Source organism: Ruegeria sp. A4 (assembly GCF_056543025.1).
The window spans coordinates 15,052-33,120 of record NZ_JBQGAW010000003.1; the positions used below are offsets into that span (position 1 = coordinate 15,052).

Below are 18,069 nucleotides of genomic sequence, written 5' to 3' on the forward strand. Positions count from 1 at the left end.
CATTGTGGCGGCATGACACAGACCGCCCGATCTCTGACTTTCAAATCGCCTGAAGAAACCGCAGTTTTCGCACGGCAATTGGGAACATCTCTGCGCCCGGGCGATGTCGTTCTGCTGGAGGGCCCGATCGGCAGCGGCAAGACGCATTTCGCGCGCAACCTCATTCAGTCATTGATGGATGTGCCCGAAGATGTGCCCTCGCCAACATTCACTTTGGTCCAGGCTTACGACACGTCATCAGGGGAAATATGGCATTGCGACCTGTATCGTCTGAGCGCGGCCGAAGAAGTTGACGAACTGGGTCTGACGGACGCTTTCGATACGGCAATCTGCCTTGTGGAATGGCCGGGCAAGCTGGGCCCGCTGGCGCCCCAAGGCGCGTTGACGTTGGCTTTTAAAACAGACCCTAACAATATCGATTTCCGCCGTGTGACCCTGTCTTGGACTGCTCCGAAATGGACGGAAAAACTGGAGAGAACCGCATGACCAACAGGACGGTCCTGGCCGAAGCCCTGATTGCGCAAACACCCTGGGCCGGAGCAACACGCACGCCACTGGCCGGCGATGCCTCGAACCGGCGATACGAACGGTTGATTGATCCAACCAACGGGCGCACTGCGGTTTTGATGGACGCGCCACCTGAAAAAAGTGACGATGTTGAACCCTTCGTGCGGGTTGCCGAATACCTCCGATCGGTTGGTCTAAGCGCGCCGGAAATCTATGCCGAAGATACCCAGTACGGTTTCCTGTTGCTGGAAGATCTGGGTGATGATCTTTTTGCGCGCGTGCTGAAAAAAGATCCGGGCAAAGAGCGTGAATTGTACCGCGCCGCCACCGACGTGCTACTCCACCTGCATCAGGCGCCTTCTCTTGCCTTGCCGTCTTATGATCCGTCCCTGATGACGGAACTGGCGGCATTGGCTTTCACCAAGTATGCGGCCGGTATCCTGGGAACATGTGATGAAGACGCCATGTCCCGGTTCGAGCACCGGTTCGCGGATATCCTGCATCGTGAAACATCCATTTCGAAAGTGGTCATTCTCAGGGATTATCACGCGGAAAACCTGTTGTGGCTGCCGCAGCGCGAAGGCGTGAAGCGCGTCGGGTTGCTGGACTTTCAGTTGGCCATGCTGGGGCACCCGGCCTACGATCTGGTGTCTCTGCTACAGGATGTACGCCGAGATGTCTCGGCCGGGATCGAAATGCAGATGATCAACCACTACATCTCTGCGTCAGGTATGGACGACCATGATTTCCGCACGGCCTACAGTGTTTTGGGGGCCCAGAGAAACCTGCGTATCCTTGGCGTCTTTGCACGTCTGGCGACGGAATATGGCAAGCCTCACTATGTGGACATGATCCCGGCCGTCTGGGCACATCTGATGCGCGATCTGGATCACCCTGCCCTGGTTTCGGTGGCGTCCCTGCTGCACGAAGCTTTGCCCAGACCCACACCGGAAAACCTGGCCAAATTGAGAACGCAATGACCGGATCGCCATTTGCCGCAATGCTGTTCGCAGCCGGGTTCGGCACCCGTATGGGAGCGTTGACCAAAGACCGGCCGAAGCCATTGATCGAAGTGGCGGGGCGACCACTGATTGATCATGCGCTGGATCTTGTCGAAGATCTTGATCCCGTCCGTACCGTTGTCAACCTGCATTATCACGCTGATCAGCTCGCGGCGCATCTCGGCCCCAAAAGCGTTCTGCTGTCTCGGGAAGACCCTGAAATACTGGAAACAGGTGGCGGATTGCGGGCGGCTTTGCCGATGCTGGGCACCGACCCCGTATTCACGTTGAACACCGACGCGATCTGGTCCGGGCCAAACCCTTTGACCCTGTTGCAGCAAGCCTGGGACCCCGGTCGTATGGATGCACTGTTGATGTGTGTTCCAGTTGCGCGAACCGTTGGTCATATTGGATCGGGTGATTTCACCGCTGGAAAAGATGGACGGATCACGCGCGGTCCTGGTCTGGTTTACGGCGGGGCCCAGATCCTCAAGGCCCAGGGTTTGCATTCGTTCTCGCAAACTGCGTTTTCACTCAACCTGCTTTGGAACCAGATGCTTGATCAGGGTCGGCTTTTTGCGGTCGAATACCCGGGACGCTGGTGCGATGTAGGTCGTCCGGAAGGCATCGCGCTGGCCGAGGGTTTGCTGGCTGATGTTTGAATCCGGCTCCCTGCCCCGTGTATTTGCCGTGCCTCCCGGTACGGATTTCCCAAAGGCATTGGTCGATGGCCTGCGGCAGCGCTGTTCGGGCCCACCCGAAGCTTTGGCGCGGGTAGAGTTGATCCTGAACACACGACGCATGGAACGGCGCGTCCGCGATCTGTTCAATCAAGGGCCACCTTGCCTTCTGCCCCGTCTCTCGTTGGTGACGGACTTGGGTGAAAGGGTTGATCTGGCGCGGATCCCGCCTGCTATCCCGCCTCTGCGGCGGCGTCTTGAATTGACTCAGCTTGTATCCAAACTGCTGGAGCAACAGCCGGACCTTGCCGCCCGGTCATCGATCTTTGACCTGTCCGACAGTCTGGCCGCGCTGGTTGATGAAATGCAGGGCGAAGGCGTATCGCCTGAAGCGATCCGGCAGCTGGACGTCAGCGACATGTCCGGACACTGGTCGCGGGCACAAGCCTTTATCGGCATCGCGGATCAATTCGTCGACACCGGCGGGCAGACGATGGATGCACAGGCCCGCCAGCGCCGCGTGGTCGAAAACCTGATCGCGCGATGGCAGATTGCCCCCCCGCAACACCCGGTCATTCTGGCGGGCTCTACCGGGTCCCGTGGCACCACCCTGATGTTGATGGAAGCCATCGCGCGCCTGCCGCAAGGGGCATTGGTGCTGCCCGGGTTTGATTTCGACCAGCCGGACCACGTTTGGCAGGGGTTGGATGATGCGTTGACGTCTGAAGATCACCCACAATACCGTTTCCGCAAGTTGATGCGCGCGCTGGAACTTGCGCCGGATCAGATCACCCCATGGACGGATTTATCGGCCCCCTCACCCTCGCGTAACCGCTTGATATCCCTGACATTACGTCCAGCGCCCGTCACTGACGCCTGGATGACCGAAGGCCCCAGACTGTCCGATATAAAAGGCGCAACCGACGGTCTGACGCTGGTCGAGGCTCAATCGCCTCGCGCCGAGGCATTGGCCATCGCCCTGCGCCTGCGGCAGGCGGCGGAAACAGGACAGACCGCCGCTCTGATCACGCCGGATCGCATGTTGACCCGCCAGGTCAGCGCCGCGCTGGATCGGTGGAACATCGTGCCGGACGACAGTGCGGGCCTGCCGCTGCAACTTTCCCCGCCGGGACGTTTTCTGCGCCATGTGGCCAACCTGTTCACACGCCGTCTAGAAGGCGAGGCGCTGCTGACCCTTTTGAAGCACCCGCTATGTCATGATGGCGGTGACCGCGGAATTCATTTGCTGCACACGCGTGACCTGGAACTTGACCTGCGCCGTCACGGCCCGCCCTTTCCTGACAGTGCAAGCCTTGCGGCTTTTGCAGTGCGCAAAGAGGCCCAGGAAAGCTGGGTGAAATGGGTCGTGCAGCACTTCTGCGACCAGCAGATCACCAGTGAACTGCGCCTCGCAGACTGGGTGGAGCGTTTGATGACACTGGCCGAGGCGATCTCGGCCGGCAGCACGGGTGAAACAGGTACTCTGTGGGACAAAAACGCAGGCCAAAAGGCGCTGGAGGTGCTGAATTCTCTCAGCGCAGAGGCGCAGCATGGCGGCCTGATGACGGCCCATGACTTTGCCGATCTGCTGGGTGCTCTGCTTGCGGGTGAAGAGGTTCGTGACCGGGATGCGCCGCATCCGCACATCATGATCTGGGGCACGCTCGAGGCACGGGTGCAGGGCGCCGACCTGCTGATCCTTGGCGGGTTGAATGAAGGAAGTTGGCCAGAGGCGCCAACACCCGATCCCTGGCTGAACCGGCAGATGCGTGACAAAGCGGGGTTGTTGCTGCCCGAACGCCGGATCGGCCTGTCTGCGCATGACTTCCAGCAGGCCATCGGCGCACCCGAAGTGTGGTTGACCCGCGCGACCCGCTCGGATGATGCCGAGACGGTACCGTCGCGCTGGCTGAACCGACTGACCAACCTGTTGCAGGGTTTGCCGGGTCAGGGTGGCCCCGAAGCTCTGGTCAAAATGCGCGCTCAGGGCGAAAAATGGTTGAACTGGTCCGAGGCACTGGAAGATGCGCCGCGGATCGACCCCGCACCGCGTCCTTCTCCGCGCCCACCGGCCGCCGCGCGTCCGCGCCGTCTGTCTGTGACCGAGATAAAGAGGCTGATCCGCGATCCATACGCGATTTACGCCAAACATGTGCTTCGGCTGAAACCGCTAGATCCGCTTGTACAGGCCCCCGATGCCTTGCTAAGAGGAATTGTGATTCACGAAATCCTCGAGCATTTCATCAAGGACAGCGTCCTCGACAGGGCTTTGCTGGCGCGGGGCAATTTCCTGAAACGGGCGCATGCTCTGTTGGATCAACACGTCGCCTGGCCGACGGCCCGCAAACTGTGGCTGGCCCGGCTTGAGCGGATCGCGGATGATTTCCTCGGGGCAGAGCTCGCGCGCCGGAAGGATGGTGGCCCCGTGGCATTTGAGGCGGCGATGAAACTGGCGCTGCGCCCCCTGGATTTCACCATTGTCGGGCGCGCGGACAGAATCGATTGCAACAGCCGGGGCGCGTTGCGCATCATCGACTATAAAACCGGCGCACCACCGACGGAAAGCCAGCAATCCAAATTTGACAAACAGTTGCTGATCGAGGCGGCCATGGCCGAGCAGGGCGGGATTGAGGGCCTTGACCCGACAAGCGTGGCCGAGGCCATCTTCATCGGTATGGGTGGCAGCTATAAGGAGGTTGCGGCGCCTTTGGACAAAGAACCGACCGACAAGGTTCTTGCCGAACTGAAAGAGTTGATTTCCGCCTATTTAGAGCCTGATCAGGGGTTTTCGTCCCGTCGTATGCTGCACAAGGATACGGACATGGGTGATTATGATCACCTGGCGCGGTTCGGCGAATGGGACCGGACAGCGGAAACCTACCCCGAGGATCTGACATGAGCCCGCGCAACGACGCAACTGAACGGCAGGTACAGGCCGCGCGCCCCGATGCCTCGACCTGGCTGGCGGCCAATGCCGGGTCCGGCAAAACCCGGGTTCTGACCGACCGTGTGGCGCGTCTGCTGCTGGGCGGGGTCCAGCCTCAGCATATTCTGTGCCTGACCTACACCAAGGCCGCCGCCAGCGAGATGCAGAACAGGTTGTTCAAGCGCCTTGGCGAATGGGCCATGCTGGATGATACCCCCTTGTTGGAGGAGCTGACCGATCTGGGTGTGCCCGGCGAAATCGGTTTGGACCGGTTGGCGCAAGCACGCACCCTGTTTGCCCGCGCCATCGAAACGCCGGGTGGTCTGAAAATCCAGACCATCCACTCGTTCTGCGCGTCATTGTTGCGACGCTTTCCGCTGGAGGCTGGCGTTAGCCCGCAGTTCACCGAAATGGAAGACCGCGCAGCAGCCTTGTTGCGAGAGGAAATTGTCGAAGATTTCGCCGCAGGCCCGCAGGCCGGGTTGATTGAAGATGTGGCCCGGTTCGTCACGGACACGGGGTTTGATAAACTGACCGCTGCGATCACGCAAAAACGCAGTCTTTTTGCGCAGCCGCTCGAATGGTCCGATCTGCTGCAACGCTTCGATCTGCCCGCCGGCTTTGACGAAACAGCGCTGCTTGCGCGGGTTTTTCTTGGTGGCGAAGTCGAACTCATCCAGTCCATACTGCCCGCTTTGACCGAAAGCGGAGGCAACAATGCCAAGGCCGCCGCAAAACTGGCCGCGTTCAACGAAGCCAGATTGATACATCTACCCATGTTGGAAAGCGTGTTTCTGACCGGGAAGGGCGCAAAGGAACCCTTCACGGCCAAACTCAACGCTTTTCCCACCAAACCCCTGCGCGAAGGTGCGCTGGCCGACCGGATGCCGCAGATCGAGGCCTTCATGCGGCGGATCGAAACCGCGCGTGAACAACGCCTGGCGCTGGTCGCAGCGCAGAAAACCGCGGTTCTGCACCGCTTTGCCGCAGCCTTCCTGCCGGAATATGAAAGGCGCAAACAGTTGCGCGGCTGGCTGGATTTCGACGATCTGATCCTGCGCGCGCGGCAGGTGTTGAACGATCCGGCAGTGGCCGAATGGGTGCTGTACCGACTGGACGGGGGAATCGATCATATTCTTGTGGACGAAGCGCAGGACACCAGCCCCGATCAATGGGACGTGATCGAAAAACTGGCACAGGAATTCACCAGCGGGGAAGGGGCCCGATCCGGGGTCGAGCGTACGATCTTCGTCGTCGGCGACAAGAAACAATCGATCTATTCCTTTCAGGGCGCCGATCCACAGGCCTTTGACAGAATGCAGGAAGAGTTTGGCCGGAAATTGGCTGAATCAGGCTCTAAACTTTGGGATTCGACGTTGGAATACTCGTTCCGATCCTCCAGCGCGATCCTGACTCTGGTCGATATCCTGTTTGAAAACCGGTCTGGCGCGGGGTTTCATAAGGACAGTCAGCACCGTGCTTTCAAGGCCGATCTGCCGGGTCGTGTTGATCTTTGGCCCGTTGTCGAAAAAGTAGCGGATGCCGAAGACGGAGATTGGACCGATCCGGTCGATCGTCCCGGCGCACGGCATCACACCGTCATTCTGGCCGAGAAGGTCGCACAGTCGATCAAAGACATGATCGAACGGGGCGAGACGATCCCGGAAGATGGCAAATCCGGCCAATTCGTTCGTCGAAAAGTGCAGCCGGGGGATTTTCTGATCCTCGTGCAACGCCGCTCGGACCTGTTTGCCGAGATCATCCGTGCCTGCAAGGCGCTGCACCTGCCCATCGCCGGAGCGGATCGGCTGAAAGTGGGCGCTGAACTGGCGGTCAAGGATCTTGCGGCCTTGCTCGGCTTTCTGGCCACGCCCGAAGACAGCCTGTCTCTGGCGACGGTTCTCAAATCCCCCTTGTTCGGTTGGTCCGAACAGCAGCTTTTCGATCTGGCGCACCGTCGGAAGGAACAGTTCCTTTGGGCCGCACTGCGCAACCGCGCGGAAGAGTTTCACGAAACCCTGTCGGTGCTGAACGATCTGCGCAGCCAGATCGACTTTCTGCGTCCCTATGATCTGATCGAACGTATCCTGACCCGCCATGACGGACGGCGCAAGCTGTTGGGGCGGTTGGGGGCAGAAGCCGAAGACGGCATCAACGCGTTGTTGTCCCAGGCTCTGGCCTATGAGCGAACGGATATCCCCAGCCTGACGGGATTTCTGGTCTGGATGCAGACCGACGATCTGGAAATCAAACGACAGATGAGCGGCGTCGGCAACAGAATCCGGGTGATGACCGTTCATGGCTCAAAAGGGTTGGAGGCGCCGATCGTCATCCTGCCGGATACCGGCAAACGCCAGCCTCCGCGTGACGCCGAGATCATGCTGGCCGGCGGAACACCCTTGTGGAAAGTGTCGGCGGACGCGTCACCAAACCTGATCTCGCAGGCGCGGGAAGAGGCGCGCAACCGCGAGGAAAACGAACGGCTTCGGTTGCTGTATGTGGCTCTGACACGGGCGGAAAAGTGGTTGATCGTGGCGGCGGCAGGCGATTTGGGGAAAGACGGCAACAGCTGGTATCAGATGGTCGAGGCGGCGATGGATCGGGCCGGGGCCGCGCAGGTGCCGGGTACCGATATCCGCCGCCTGTCCCACGGGGATTGGGGCGCGCTGCCCTTGATCGATCAACCGAACACTGCCGTTCAGCAAGTCGATTTGCCGGACATGTTCCAACATCCGGCACCGGATCCGGTCGCGCCTGCAAGCACGCTCAGCCCTTCGGATCTGGGCGGCCCAAAGGCGTTGCCCGGAGATGCCGGCCTGGATGAAGATGCGGCCAAACTGCGCGGAACCCGCCTGCACCTGTTGCTGGAACACCTTCCCGCGGCCGAGAAAGACCTTTGGCCAGAGCTTTGCGCGCGGTTGCTGCCCGATATGCACGAAACGGACCGGCACGAGATTTTGAACGAAGCCGTAACTGTGCTGACAGCGGAAGGTTTGCAGCCCGTCTTTGCACCTGACACGTTGGCCGAGGTGCCCATTACTGCCGCTCTGAACGGGCAGCGGATGCTTGGGGTTGTCGATCGTCTGATCTTGTCGGAATCGGAAGTGCATGTGATTGATTTCAAATCAAATGCCACCGTTCCAGACCGCGCGGAAGACTGCCCCGACGGCCTGCTGCGACAGATGGGGGCATACGCGCAGGCGCTGGCGCAGATCTATCCGGATCGCAGCATTCGTACCGCCATTCTGTGGACCCGCACGGCGCGGCTGATGTGGTTGCCACACGATCTTGTGACAGATGCTTTGGCCCGCACCCAGATATCTTGACCTTACCCGAAGCGGCACATACGTTCTGTTCCCAAGTTTACCCCATTCAGGAGACAGAATATGTCGACCGTAGCCGTTACCGACGACACCTTTGACGCCGAAGTCAAGAATTCGACCGTTCCCGTGGTCGTGGATTTCTGGGCCGAATGGTGCGGCCCCTGCAAGCAAATCGGCCCTGCGCTGGAAGAGCTGGCGGCCGAGTATGGCGACAAAGTCAAAATCGCCAAGGTCGATGTGGACAGCAACCCGAACTCAGCCGCCGCCATGGGTGTACGTGGCATCCCCGCGCTGTTCATCTTCAAGGACGGTCAGGTCGTTTCCAACCGCGCGGGCGCGGCGCCCAAAGCCGCCCTGCAAAGCTGGATCGACGAATCCATCTGATCTGGTCCTAACAGATTATCTCGAAGGCGCCTCAGATCGGGGCGCCTTTTCTATTGAAGACATCGGAGACACCAATGGCAAAAACGCGGGTCCTTGTGGAATTCGGGATGGGCACATCCCTGCGCCGGATGGACTATACTCAGGCGTCACTGCGGGCGATCAAGGATGCGCTTTGGCACAACTCGGTCAACATCGCGGAACTGTTCGGGTTTCCGAAAGAAGCGATGATCATTGATGCCGAAATAGGGGTTCAGCAGCCGGATCAGGTGGACACCGAAGCGTTGAAGGCTGTCTTTCCCTATGGTCATCCCAACATTACTGTCACCAAAGGCGGGCTGGACATCGCAAAACCCCACAGTGACGGGCACACGGTCATCGCCAACGCCGCCCTGATCGTTTCCTTCGACATGGAGCCCGCGCAATGAGCGAAAAACGCATCATTCTGGAGATGGGAACAGGTAACGATCTGTACGGCCAGGACTATACCAAGGCAGCCCGCCGCGCGGTGCAGGATGCTTTGCACCATTCATCCATCACGTTGTTTTCAAAGCTGGGGATCGACCATTCCGAAATGCGCGTCAGCGTCACGATCGGCGTGCAGGATCCTGAACAGGTGGATTGCGATCTGGTTGCCTCGGATCTGCCGCGGGGCAGGGCCGAGGTTCGCGCAGTCAAAGGTGGGCTTGACGTTGTCGACGAAGAAGCGGGAACGCGGCACGTGGTTGCAACTGCGGCGATCGAGGCGTTTCTGCCTGATCTTGCTGGAAAATACGTTCAGGGCTGAACAAAGAAAAAGCCGCTCGGAAATCCGTGCGGCTGTCTCGAGTTGCTGATCTGCGGGAACATCAGAGATCGGCGATGTCTGCGCGGCTCAGGCCGATATCGTCAAGCTGGGCGTCGCTGAGTTCCGACAGAAGTTTGCGGGTTTTGCGGGATTCTTTCCATTCGACAACGGTGTTGACGACATTGGTGAACGCGTCCACTACGTGCAGGATGGTAGCTGCTCCGAGCGGCGCATGAATGTTAGCTGTGGTTGCCATGTGCGCGGTCCTTTGTGAAGAAACAGCCGACCCGTTGTCGGTTGTAAGCCTCATTTAGTCCTGCATGCCCGGACTCACAATTGCTGGTCTGGTAACCCCGGAATGCGTTTTTTGCATATCTTTTAGGCAATTGAAGAACGGGTTGCGCCAACCTGCGACCCAGCCCATATATACCGCCAGCGAAAACGGAGACGATCATGGCAGACAGCGACTTTCCCGGTTGGCACGGCACGACGATCATTGGCGTGAAGAAGGACGGCCAGATCGTCATAGCCGGTGATGGGCAGGTCAGCCTGGGTCAAACCGTGATCAAGGGCACGGCCCGCAAGGTGCGTCGCCTGTCCCCCGGAGGGTCTGAAGTTGTCGCCGGCTTTGCCGGGTCGACGGCCGACGCCTTCACCTTGCTGGAACGGCTGGAGGCCAAGCTTGAGGCGACACCGGGCCAACTTGCCCGTGCTTCTGTGGAATTGGCCAAAGACTGGCGCACGGACAAATACCTGCAAAAGCTCGAAGCGATGCTGATCGTCACGGACGGCAAAGACATGTTCGTGATCACCGGGGCGGGTGACGTGCTGGAACCTGAACACGACGTGGCTGCCATCGGATCCGGGGGCAATTTTGCCCTGGCCGCTGCCCGCGCGATGATGGACAGTGACAAGTCGGCGGAAGAGGTCGCGCGTCAGGCAATGGCCATCGCAGCCGATATCTGTGTCTATACCAATGGCAATCTGACGGTTGAGACGATCTCAGGCTAACAGCGCCGAGATCTCCTTGCCTTTCCAGCGGCGATGCATGCCGATCAGGCCAATGATCGCTGCGATGATCACGATGTAGTAGGGCACGCGGATATCGATGCTCATCAATCCGCCCCCGATCAGCGACATGATCCCGCCCGCAAGGCAGAACACGGCAGTGGTCACACCCATGACCCAGCCTTGATCCGCTTCGCTGACGCTGGAAGAGAACAGCCCAAGCATGGTGGGGTAGGCGATTCCGAACAGGAAATAGAAGAAAAAGACCGGCACGTAACTGAACACGCCGCTTGGGCTGAAGGCGAACGCGAAACCGCAAATCACCATGACGATGAGTGACGTGTGGATTATCGCATGTTTGCTGAATTTCTCCTGCGCGGGTTTCACCAGGAACGTGCTGGAGAAGGCCAGCGCCACACCGATGACGACCATCGCCATGCTGCCACCGATAACTCCGTATCCGAAGGCGCTGGTCAGGAAATTGTCGACAAAGACGTAGAAGGTGACATTGGCGATCATGAAGAACGAATAGACCGGCAGGATCTTCAACACCATCGGATGACCACGCACCGCCATCAGGCTGTCTGTTATGTCACGGGGGCGGAAAACAAAGGGCGTGCGATCCGTTCGGGTATCCTGGAAGAAAAACAGGACCAGAAAGATTGCAATCAGGACAAGGACAAATGCACCGTAAAAGGGCGTTCTCAGCGTGGCGAAGCCGCCCAGCAGGGCGGCGTCAGACAAGACCGCGCCGATGATCGGCCCGCCCACAAGGCCAAAGCTGACGCCTGTCACGATATAACCCATGTTCCGGTCCCGGTCTGTCGCGTCGGTGCTGCCGTCGATCATCGCCGCTTGCGCAATGGGTTGGTTGCCCGCAGTGAACCCGGTAATCGAACGCCCGACGATCAGCAGAAGAAGGCTGTTGAGATAAAGCGCGGCAATGGTCAGGGCATACCCGGCCAGAGCACCGCCCAGGCACACCAGCAAAGCGTTCTTGCGCCCGATCGAATCCGATACTTTCGAAACATAGACAACGCCCAGAAACCAAGACAGGAAAAAGCACCCGATCACGAGGCCGTAATAGAAATGCCTGCGCCCCTCGGGCGTGTTTTCGGGCAGAAACCCGGATTTCGTTTCCATGATCAGCGAGTTGATGATGGGAAAGACCAACCCCTGTCCGATCAGATCCACAAACACCACAAACAGAAGGGTAATCTTGGCAATATTTGTCATGTCTTACGCTCCTGACCCTCAAACCCTTGAAATCACTGTAGCAGAGGGTTCGCGCATTCCCCAAGCAAAGCATTTGCAAACCTGAGCCGGCATTGCTAACCAACGCGGCCATGAATACAGGCTTGGTTGTTTTCGCCCGCGCGGTGATTACCTAAGCCGCATGAAACAAATGCCGACCGAAAGGACTGCCCTTTGACCGACCTGACCCCGCGCGAGATTGTCTCGGAACTGGATCGCTTCATCATCGGGCAGAAGGACGCCAAGCGTGCCGTGGCCGTCGCCCTGCGCAATCGCTGGCGCCGCAAGCAATTGCCGGACGACATCCGCGAGGAAGTCTATCCCAAGAACATCCTGATGATCGGCCCCACCGGCGTCGGCAAGACCGAAATCAGCCGCCGTCTGGCCAAACTGGCCCGCGCGCCGTTTATCAAGGTCGAGGCCACCAAATTCACCGAAGTCGGATATGTCGGTCGTGATGTGGAACAGATCGTGCGCGATCTGGCTGATGCGGCCATCCTGCAAACCCGCGAGTTCATGCGCGAAGACGTCAAGGCCAAAGCCCATCAGGCCGCCGAAGACCGGGTGATCGAAGCCATTGCTGGCGCGGATGCGCGCGAAGGCACGCGCGAGATGTTCCGCAAAAAGCTGAAAGCCGGCGAACTGGACGACACGGTGATCGAGCTGGAACTGTCCGACACCTCGAACCCGATGCCGATGTTCGACATTCCGGGGCAGCCGGGCGGTCAGATGGGCATGATGAATCTGGGCGACATTTTCGGCAAGGCCTTTGGCGGGCGGACCGTCAAGAAACGCATGACCGTCGCCGAAAGCTATGATGCGCTGATCGGGGAAGAGGCCGACAAGCTGCTGGATGATGAAACCGTCACCCGCACCGCGCTGGAATCCGTCGAACAGAACGGCATCGTATTTCTGGATGAGATCGACAAGGTCTGCGCCCGCTCTGACGCACGCGGCGGCGATGTCAGCCGCGAAGGCGTGCAGCGCGACCTTCTGCCCTTGATCGAGGGAACCACCGTCAGCACCAAGCATGGCCCGGTCAAAACGGATCATATCCTGTTCATCGCCTCGGGTGCGTTTCATATCGCCAAACCGTCGGATCTGTTGCCGGAATTGCAAGGGCGCCTGCCGATCCGCGTCGAACTGCGCGCCCTGACCGAAGAAGACTTCGTGCGCATCCTGACCGAAACCGACAATGCCCTGACCTTGCAATACACGGCGTTGATGGGCACCGAGGACGTGACCGTCAGCTTTACCGAGGACGGCATCGCGGCGTTGGCGAAGATTGCGGCTGACGTGAACCAGAGCATCGAAAACATCGGCGCGCGGCGGCTTTACACGGTCATGGAGCGGGTTTTCGAAGAACTGTCCTTCGCTGCACCGGACAAAGCCGGTTCGGAGATCACCGTTGATGCACAGTTCGTCAGCGACAATCTTGGTGAATTGACCAAGTCCTCTGATCTGAGCCGTTACGTTTTGTAACACGGCCAGCCGTTTTTTGCCGTTGTTTTGGTCTTGCCATGCTGGACGTCGCGCAGGAATAGGCTAGCGTGTGCACAAGTCACCCCGAGGTCTGGCCCGTGCTGCGATACTTCGTCATTCTGTTCATATCCCTTTCGCTCAGCGCCTGTGTCGACCGGACGGTGTCCGAGGTCGTGCCCGGTGCCGTGAACATCGGAAAACCTGAAACCATCTTCGCAAGCACGACCCGCGCGCGTGAGGCTGATGGCTCCTATGGATTCCGACGCGGTGAAACGCTCAGGTTCCTGGAAACGACGGTTTCTATTCCACCCACGCATACTCCGGGTACGCTCCGCTTCTCCTACGCGAACCCGAATCCGCGGAAAGAATTCGTTCTGGCAGACGTGACCGAGTTGGATGGACCGCAGGGGCTACGCAAACACCTGCGAGGACAGGATGATGTCACGATCTTTGTGCACGGCTACAATTCGACCCAGACAGAAACGATCTTCCGCGCGGCGCAACTGACACATGACATCGGCCTCCCCGGATCAACGCTGGTGTATTCCTGGCCCAGCCGCGCGACGGGCTATGGATATGCCTATGATCTGGACAGTATGCTGTTCGCCCGCGACGGGTTGGAACAGACCATCCGCGAACTGAAAGCCATGGGTGTCAAACGCGTTATTCTGGTCGCGCATTCCATGGGCGGTGCGTTGACGATGGAGATGATGCGGCAAACCGAATTGCAGGAACCCGGCTGGGCCAAGCGAAACATCGAAGGGGTCGTTCTGATCTCGCCTGATCTTGATCTTGATCTGTTTCGCTCGCAGATGAAACGTATCGACAACCCCCCCGATCCGTTCATTGTAATGGTGTCGCAAAAGGACAAGATCCTGAACATCTCGGGCCGCTTGCGTGGCACGGATGAGGGCCAGCGGTTGGGGAACATCAGTTCGGTTGACTCGCTCGAGGAATTCCCGATCAGCGTGATCGACACGACTGCTTTCAACAGTGACGCGGCATCCTCGCATTTCGTTGCCGCGACCTCTCCGGCTTTATTGTCGATCCTCAACTCGTTGCGGCGCGTCAACAATACCTTCGGGCGGGAAGATCGACCGGCCATTGATATTCTGGTACCACCCAGCGAGCGCAATCCAGACGGGGCCACTGAAATTGTTCTGACGGAAACCGGGCAGGCACAGGTTACCACTCCGTGACGCGGTTCAAGCTGCGTCGGTATCTTCTGGACAATGCCACCTGGCTTGGCGCCGGCGTTCTTCTGACGTTTTTATCCAGCTTCGGGCAGACATTCTTCATCTCGATCTTTGCCGGTGAAATCCGCGCGGAATTCGGCCTCGGCCACGGTGCGTGGGGTGGGCTATACACATTGGGCACAACCCTGTCGGCCATCGTGATGATTTGGGCCGGAGGGCTGACGGATATCTTTCGCGTCCGGGCGCTGGGTCCGGCGGTTCTGGCTGGGTTGGCCCTGGCCGCCCTTGCCATGGCGCTGAATACCTGGCTTCTGCTGTTGCCGGTGGTGATTTTTCTGTTGCGCCTGCTGGGTCAGGGGATGAGCACACATCTGGCCGCGGTCGCCATGGCGCGGTGGTTTACGGTCACGCGGGGCAAGGCGCTTTCCATTGCATCCATCGGCTATGCCATCGGTGAGGCCCTGCTGCCCCTGATCTTTGTTGCAGCCATGGTTTACCTGGACTGGCGTTGGCTGTGGGTGGTCGCGGCAGGGATGACTGCCTTGGGAATACCCGTGTTGATGCGGCTGTTGCGCGAGGAACGAACGCCGCAAAGCCTTGCCAGCGAATCCTCTGCCATTGGGATGCAGGGTCGCCACTGGAGCCGTCGCGACGCGCTGTTTGACCCCTTGTTCTGGTTCATGGTGCCCGCCGTGCTTGCGCCATCGGCATTCATCACCGCGTTTTTCTTCCATCAGGTCTATTTCGCCGAGGTCAAAGGCTGGCAGCATATCCAACTGGTCGCTCTGTTCCCGATCTTTACCGGAGTATCACTGCTGTCGATGTTTGCTGCGGGCTGGGCATTGGACAAATGGGGCACTGCACGCATCATGCCATTCTATCAGCTTCCGATGGCGGTTGGGTTTGTGGTTCTGGGCATGACTGAATCAATCAGCGGCGCGACGATTGGGTTGGTGTTTCTTGGCCTGACGGTCGGAGCGAACAGCACGTTGCCCAGCGCGTTCTGGGCAGAATTCTATGGGACCCGGCATATCGGGGCCATCAAGGCGATGGCTGCGGCTGTCATGGTACTGGGGTCAGCCATCGGCCCCGGTCTGACCGGTGTTCTGATTGACCTTGGTATCCCGCTGAGCATTCAGTTTTTTTGGATTGGCCTGTTCTTCGTGCTGGTATGCAGCCTTGTTTGGGTCGGTATTTCCCGCGCACGTCGCGACCTTTAACGCACCCGCCTGAGATACACGTAATACGCCCCGTCTCCGCCGTGGCTTATATGAGCCGGCGTGACCTGCAACACCGCCTGGGCCAGCGGTGGGATCGACAACCAGTGAGGAACCTGATTTCGCAGAACACCTCGCGGCGTCGGAATCGGACCGGGCTCGTCCCGATCCTTGCCTTTGCCGGTCACGACCAAAACCAGACGCTTACCCTGTGCTTGCGCGCTCAGGATGAATCGGATCAGCGCGGGATGGGCCGAAGCCACCCGCATACCGTGCAGATCCAGCTTGCCTTCGGGTTTCAGCTTGCCGCGCTTCATCCGGCCAAAGGCCTTGTTGTCCATCTGAACCGGTGCATTGCGCAACGCATCCGTCACCGTCGGCTTCAGGTCGTTCGGTTTCGGTTTCGACTGATGGGCTTGTCCAAGTTCGAATGCCTGAAAACGCGGTTTCGGGGTTTTCTTGGGCTTGGGTTTCGGCAAAGAGGTCGGATGGATCGTCTGCGGGATCTCGGGGTGCAGCCTCTCGGCCTGTTTGGCGACCTTGCGCCACAGCTCGATCTCTTCGCTTGTCAGTTTGCGCCGGGTCATCAGAATTCATCCGGCAGCAGGGCATAGGCACGCTGGATGGGCAGCAACAGCACCATCCGGCCCGGATCCTTCAGCTTGCCCGCGGCCTGACCGGCTTCGTCCCCCGTTCCGAAAAAGATATCGGCCCGCTGCGCGCCTTTGATGGCCGCACCCGTATCCTGCGCGATCATCAGGCGGTGGATCGGTTCCTTGCCGTCCTTTTCCACCCAAACCGGTGCGCCCAGCGGGGTGTAGGCGGGATCAACCGCGATGCTGCGCATAGTCGTGACAGATCGGTTCATGGCGCCCAGCGGCCCAAGCTCGGGCGCGACACGCGAAACTTCGCGGAAAAACACATATGAGGGGTTGTGGAACAGCAGTTCCGCACCGGCCTCGGGGTTCTTGCGCACCCAGGCGCGGATCATCTGCGCGCTGACCTCATGCGCGCCAAGAATGCCGCGCCGCACCAGTTCCACGCCAATTGACCTATAGGGATGCCCGTTCGCACCGCCATACCCGACGCGCAAAGCGCCGCCATCCGGCAATCGAACGCGGCCCGAACCCTGGATTTGCAGAAAAAACAACTCTACGGGGTCATCGACCCAGGCAATCTCAAGCCCGCGGCCCTGCATGACATCACTGGTCAGGATTTCTCGCCGGCTCAGCCAGTGCCCCTCAGCGCGGGCCTCGGGCGGCATTTTGTAGATGGGATACTTGAAACGATCCGTCCGGGTACGCGCACCATCAAGTTCGGGTTCGAAATACCCCGTGAACAGGGCATCCTCACCATCCTCGACCAGAACAGGGCGAAAAAAGAGCTCAAAGAACGACCGTGCCGCTTCGGCATCATAGGTTCTTGCCACACCGCACAGGGCCCGCCAATCGGGATCCTTCAGATCCCCGCAGGTGTTCAGAAAAACGGACAGGGCTGCACCGTGGTCATCCTCGGCCCAGCCACGCAGATCATCGAACGACAGAATGGATCGCGTTGCCTCGGCCCCGGCAGCGCTGGCAGTGGTCATTGCACCCACCAGTAAAAGCGACCGGAGCGTGGCAATCATGCGTCCGTGGCAACAAGCAGCCAGTTCGGATCGTCCTTGCCCATCACACGGGCAAAGGTCCAGCTGTCCTTTTGGCGTTTCACGGTGTTGGGGCTGCCTTCGACGATATCGCCACCGCGATCCCGCACGACCGATGTCAGTTCACCCACGAATTTCATGGTGATCTCGGCCTGATTGGTATCCTTGTCGAATTTCACATCCGTCAGGGTCGTCTCTCGGACACCGATGAACTCGGCCTCGATCGTCAGGCCCTGATCTTCTCGTGCGGCGACGCCCGCAACGAAGGATTCAAAAACTTCTTCCGACAGGAATGGCTGGATCTCGTCCAGGTTTCCCTTCTCAAACCCCATCACGATCATTTCATAGGCACCGCGCGCACCCTGAACAAACTCGGTGACGGAAAAACCGGGTTCAACGCGTTTCATCGCCGCCAGCGTCTGTGCCAGCTCGCTGTCTTCCGGGACATGGTCTGTGATGTCATGATCCGGGCCGCCTTCGATCACTTCGAAATCGCGGCGCGACTTATGCGCTTCGGGCTGCTGCTGCACAGGCGGTTTCTCAAAACCTTCACGCGTGCCCAACACGCTCTTGAGGCGCAGGATCAGGAAAACGGCAATTCCGGCCAGGACCAGCAACTGGATCATGGGTTCGTTCATTTCATCCTCTTTTCAGAACCGCGG

The 18,069-nt window shown here is 59.3% G+C and carries 17 protein-coding genes; 12 read left to right on the top strand and 5 right to left on the bottom strand.

Translation table 11 applies throughout. The features are described from left to right. Nucleotides 1-12 precede the first annotated feature (12 nt). The 8 genes from tsaE (at nt 13) to ACR0E2_RS11430 (ending at nt 9,605) form a co-directional block, all read left to right on the top strand. Nucleotides 13-486 carry a tRNA (adenosine(37)-N6)-threonylcarbamoyltransferase complex ATPase subunit type 1 TsaE gene (gene tsaE / locus ACR0E2_RS11395; RefSeq protein WP_480446489.1) on the top strand — a complete coding sequence of 158 codons (474 nt, stop codon included), beginning with the start codon at nt 13-15 and terminating at the stop codon, nt 484-486. Next, nucleotides 483-1,487 carry an aminoglycoside phosphotransferase family protein gene (locus tag ACR0E2_RS11400; protein ID WP_480446490.1) on the top strand — a complete coding sequence of 335 codons (1,005 nt, stop codon included), beginning with the start codon at nt 483-485 and terminating at the stop codon, nt 1,485-1,487. The genes tsaE and ACR0E2_RS11400 overlap by 4 nt, the downstream gene beginning before the upstream one ends. Next, a complete protein-coding gene (locus tag ACR0E2_RS11405; protein WP_480446491.1) occupies nt 1,484-2,170 on the top strand; it encodes a nucleotidyltransferase family protein in 687 nt (228 codons plus the stop codon). The genes ACR0E2_RS11400 and ACR0E2_RS11405 overlap by 4 nt, the downstream gene beginning before the upstream one ends. Then, on the top strand, nt 2,163-5,087 hold the full coding sequence (gene addB, locus ACR0E2_RS11410) for a double-strand break repair protein AddB (RefSeq protein ID WP_480446492.1): 2,925 nt from the start codon (nt 2,163-2,165) through the stop codon (nt 5,085-5,087). The genes ACR0E2_RS11405 and addB overlap by 8 nt, the downstream gene beginning before the upstream one ends. After that, nucleotides 5,084-8,440: a double-strand break repair helicase AddA gene (gene addA, locus ACR0E2_RS11415; protein WP_480446493.1), complete on the top strand. Its 3,357-nt coding sequence runs from the start codon at nt 5,084-5,086 to the stop codon at nt 8,438-8,440. Before addB ends, addA begins: the two co-directional genes overlap by 4 nt. A gap of 18 nt (nt 8,441-8,458) precedes the next feature. Next, nucleotides 8,459-8,821: a thioredoxin gene (gene trxA / locus ACR0E2_RS11420; protein ID WP_367396964.1), complete on the top strand. Its 363-nt coding sequence runs from the start codon at nt 8,459-8,461 to the stop codon at nt 8,819-8,821. Between the two features lie 74 nt (nt 8,822-8,895). Next, nucleotides 8,896-9,246 (top strand): Lin0512 family protein, encoded by a 351-nt coding sequence (locus ACR0E2_RS11425; protein ID WP_152459631.1) that lies wholly within the window; start codon nt 8,896-8,898, stop codon nt 9,244-9,246. Continuing rightward, nucleotides 9,243-9,605 (top strand): Lin0512 family protein, encoded by a 363-nt coding sequence (locus ACR0E2_RS11430; protein ID WP_152459630.1) that lies wholly within the window; start codon nt 9,243-9,245, stop codon nt 9,603-9,605. Before ACR0E2_RS11425 ends, ACR0E2_RS11430 begins: the two co-directional genes overlap by 4 nt. Before the next feature lie 61 nt (nt 9,606-9,666). Here ACR0E2_RS11430 and ACR0E2_RS11435 read toward each other — a convergent pair whose 3' ends face one another. Continuing rightward, nucleotides 9,667-9,861 carry a DUF1127 domain-containing protein gene (locus ACR0E2_RS11435; RefSeq protein WP_152459629.1) on the bottom strand — a complete coding sequence of 65 codons (195 nt, stop codon included), beginning with the start codon at nt 9,859-9,861 and terminating at the stop codon, nt 9,667-9,669. Nucleotides 9,862-10,058: 197 nt separating this feature from the next. Here ACR0E2_RS11435 and hslV point away from each other — a divergent pair, with 197 nt between their 5' ends. Beyond that, nucleotides 10,059-10,616, top strand: coding sequence for an ATP-dependent protease subunit HslV (hslV, locus tag ACR0E2_RS11440; protein ID WP_480446494.1), 558 nt, complete (start codon nt 10,059-10,061; stop codon nt 10,614-10,616). Here the strand turns inward: hslV and ACR0E2_RS11445 are convergent. Next, nucleotides 10,608-11,849, bottom strand: coding sequence for an MFS transporter (locus ACR0E2_RS11445; RefSeq protein WP_480446495.1), 1,242 nt, complete (start codon nt 11,847-11,849; stop codon nt 10,608-10,610). The two genes, hslV and ACR0E2_RS11445, sit on opposite strands and share 9 nt — an antisense overlap. A 192-nt stretch (nt 11,850-12,041) precedes the next feature. Here ACR0E2_RS11445 and hslU point away from each other — a divergent pair, with 192 nt between their 5' ends. The 3 genes from hslU to ACR0E2_RS11460 all read left to right on the top strand — a co-directional run bounded on the left by hslU (nt 12,042) and on the right by ACR0E2_RS11460 (nt 15,765). After that, nucleotides 12,042-13,349 (top strand): ATP-dependent protease ATPase subunit HslU, encoded by a 1,308-nt coding sequence (gene hslU, locus ACR0E2_RS11450; RefSeq protein WP_152459626.1) that lies wholly within the window; start codon nt 12,042-12,044, stop codon nt 13,347-13,349. Nucleotides 13,350-13,417: 68 nt separating this feature from the next. After that, entirely contained in the window at nt 13,418-14,548 is a 1,131-nt protein-coding gene (locus tag ACR0E2_RS11455) for an alpha/beta hydrolase (RefSeq protein WP_480446496.1), read from the top strand. Further along, nucleotides 14,545-15,765 (top strand): MFS transporter, encoded by a 1,221-nt coding sequence (locus ACR0E2_RS11460; RefSeq protein ID WP_480446497.1) that lies wholly within the window; start codon nt 14,545-14,547, stop codon nt 15,763-15,765. The genes ACR0E2_RS11455 and ACR0E2_RS11460 overlap by 4 nt, the downstream gene beginning before the upstream one ends. Here ACR0E2_RS11460 and ACR0E2_RS11465 read toward each other — a convergent pair. From ACR0E2_RS11465 to ACR0E2_RS11475, 3 genes are read right to left on the bottom strand one after another with little or no spacing between them, the layout of a single operon-like run. After that, nucleotides 15,762-16,349, bottom strand: a complete 588-nt coding sequence (locus ACR0E2_RS11465) for a Smr/MutS family protein (protein WP_171230156.1) — start codon at nt 16,347-16,349, stop codon at nt 15,762-15,764. The genes ACR0E2_RS11460 and ACR0E2_RS11465 overlap by 4 nt on opposite strands. Then, nucleotides 16,349-17,389 (bottom strand): murein transglycosylase A, encoded by a 1,041-nt coding sequence (gene mltA, locus ACR0E2_RS11470; protein ID WP_480446498.1) that lies wholly within the window; start codon nt 17,387-17,389, stop codon nt 16,349-16,351. The genes ACR0E2_RS11465 and mltA overlap by 1 nt, the downstream gene beginning before the upstream one ends. Then, a complete protein-coding gene (locus ACR0E2_RS11475) occupies nt 17,386-18,045 on the bottom strand; it encodes a Tim44/TimA family putative adaptor protein (protein WP_152459622.1) in 660 nt (219 codons plus the stop codon). The genes mltA and ACR0E2_RS11475 overlap by 4 nt, the downstream gene beginning before the upstream one ends. Nucleotides 18,046-18,069: the final 24 nt, after the last annotated feature.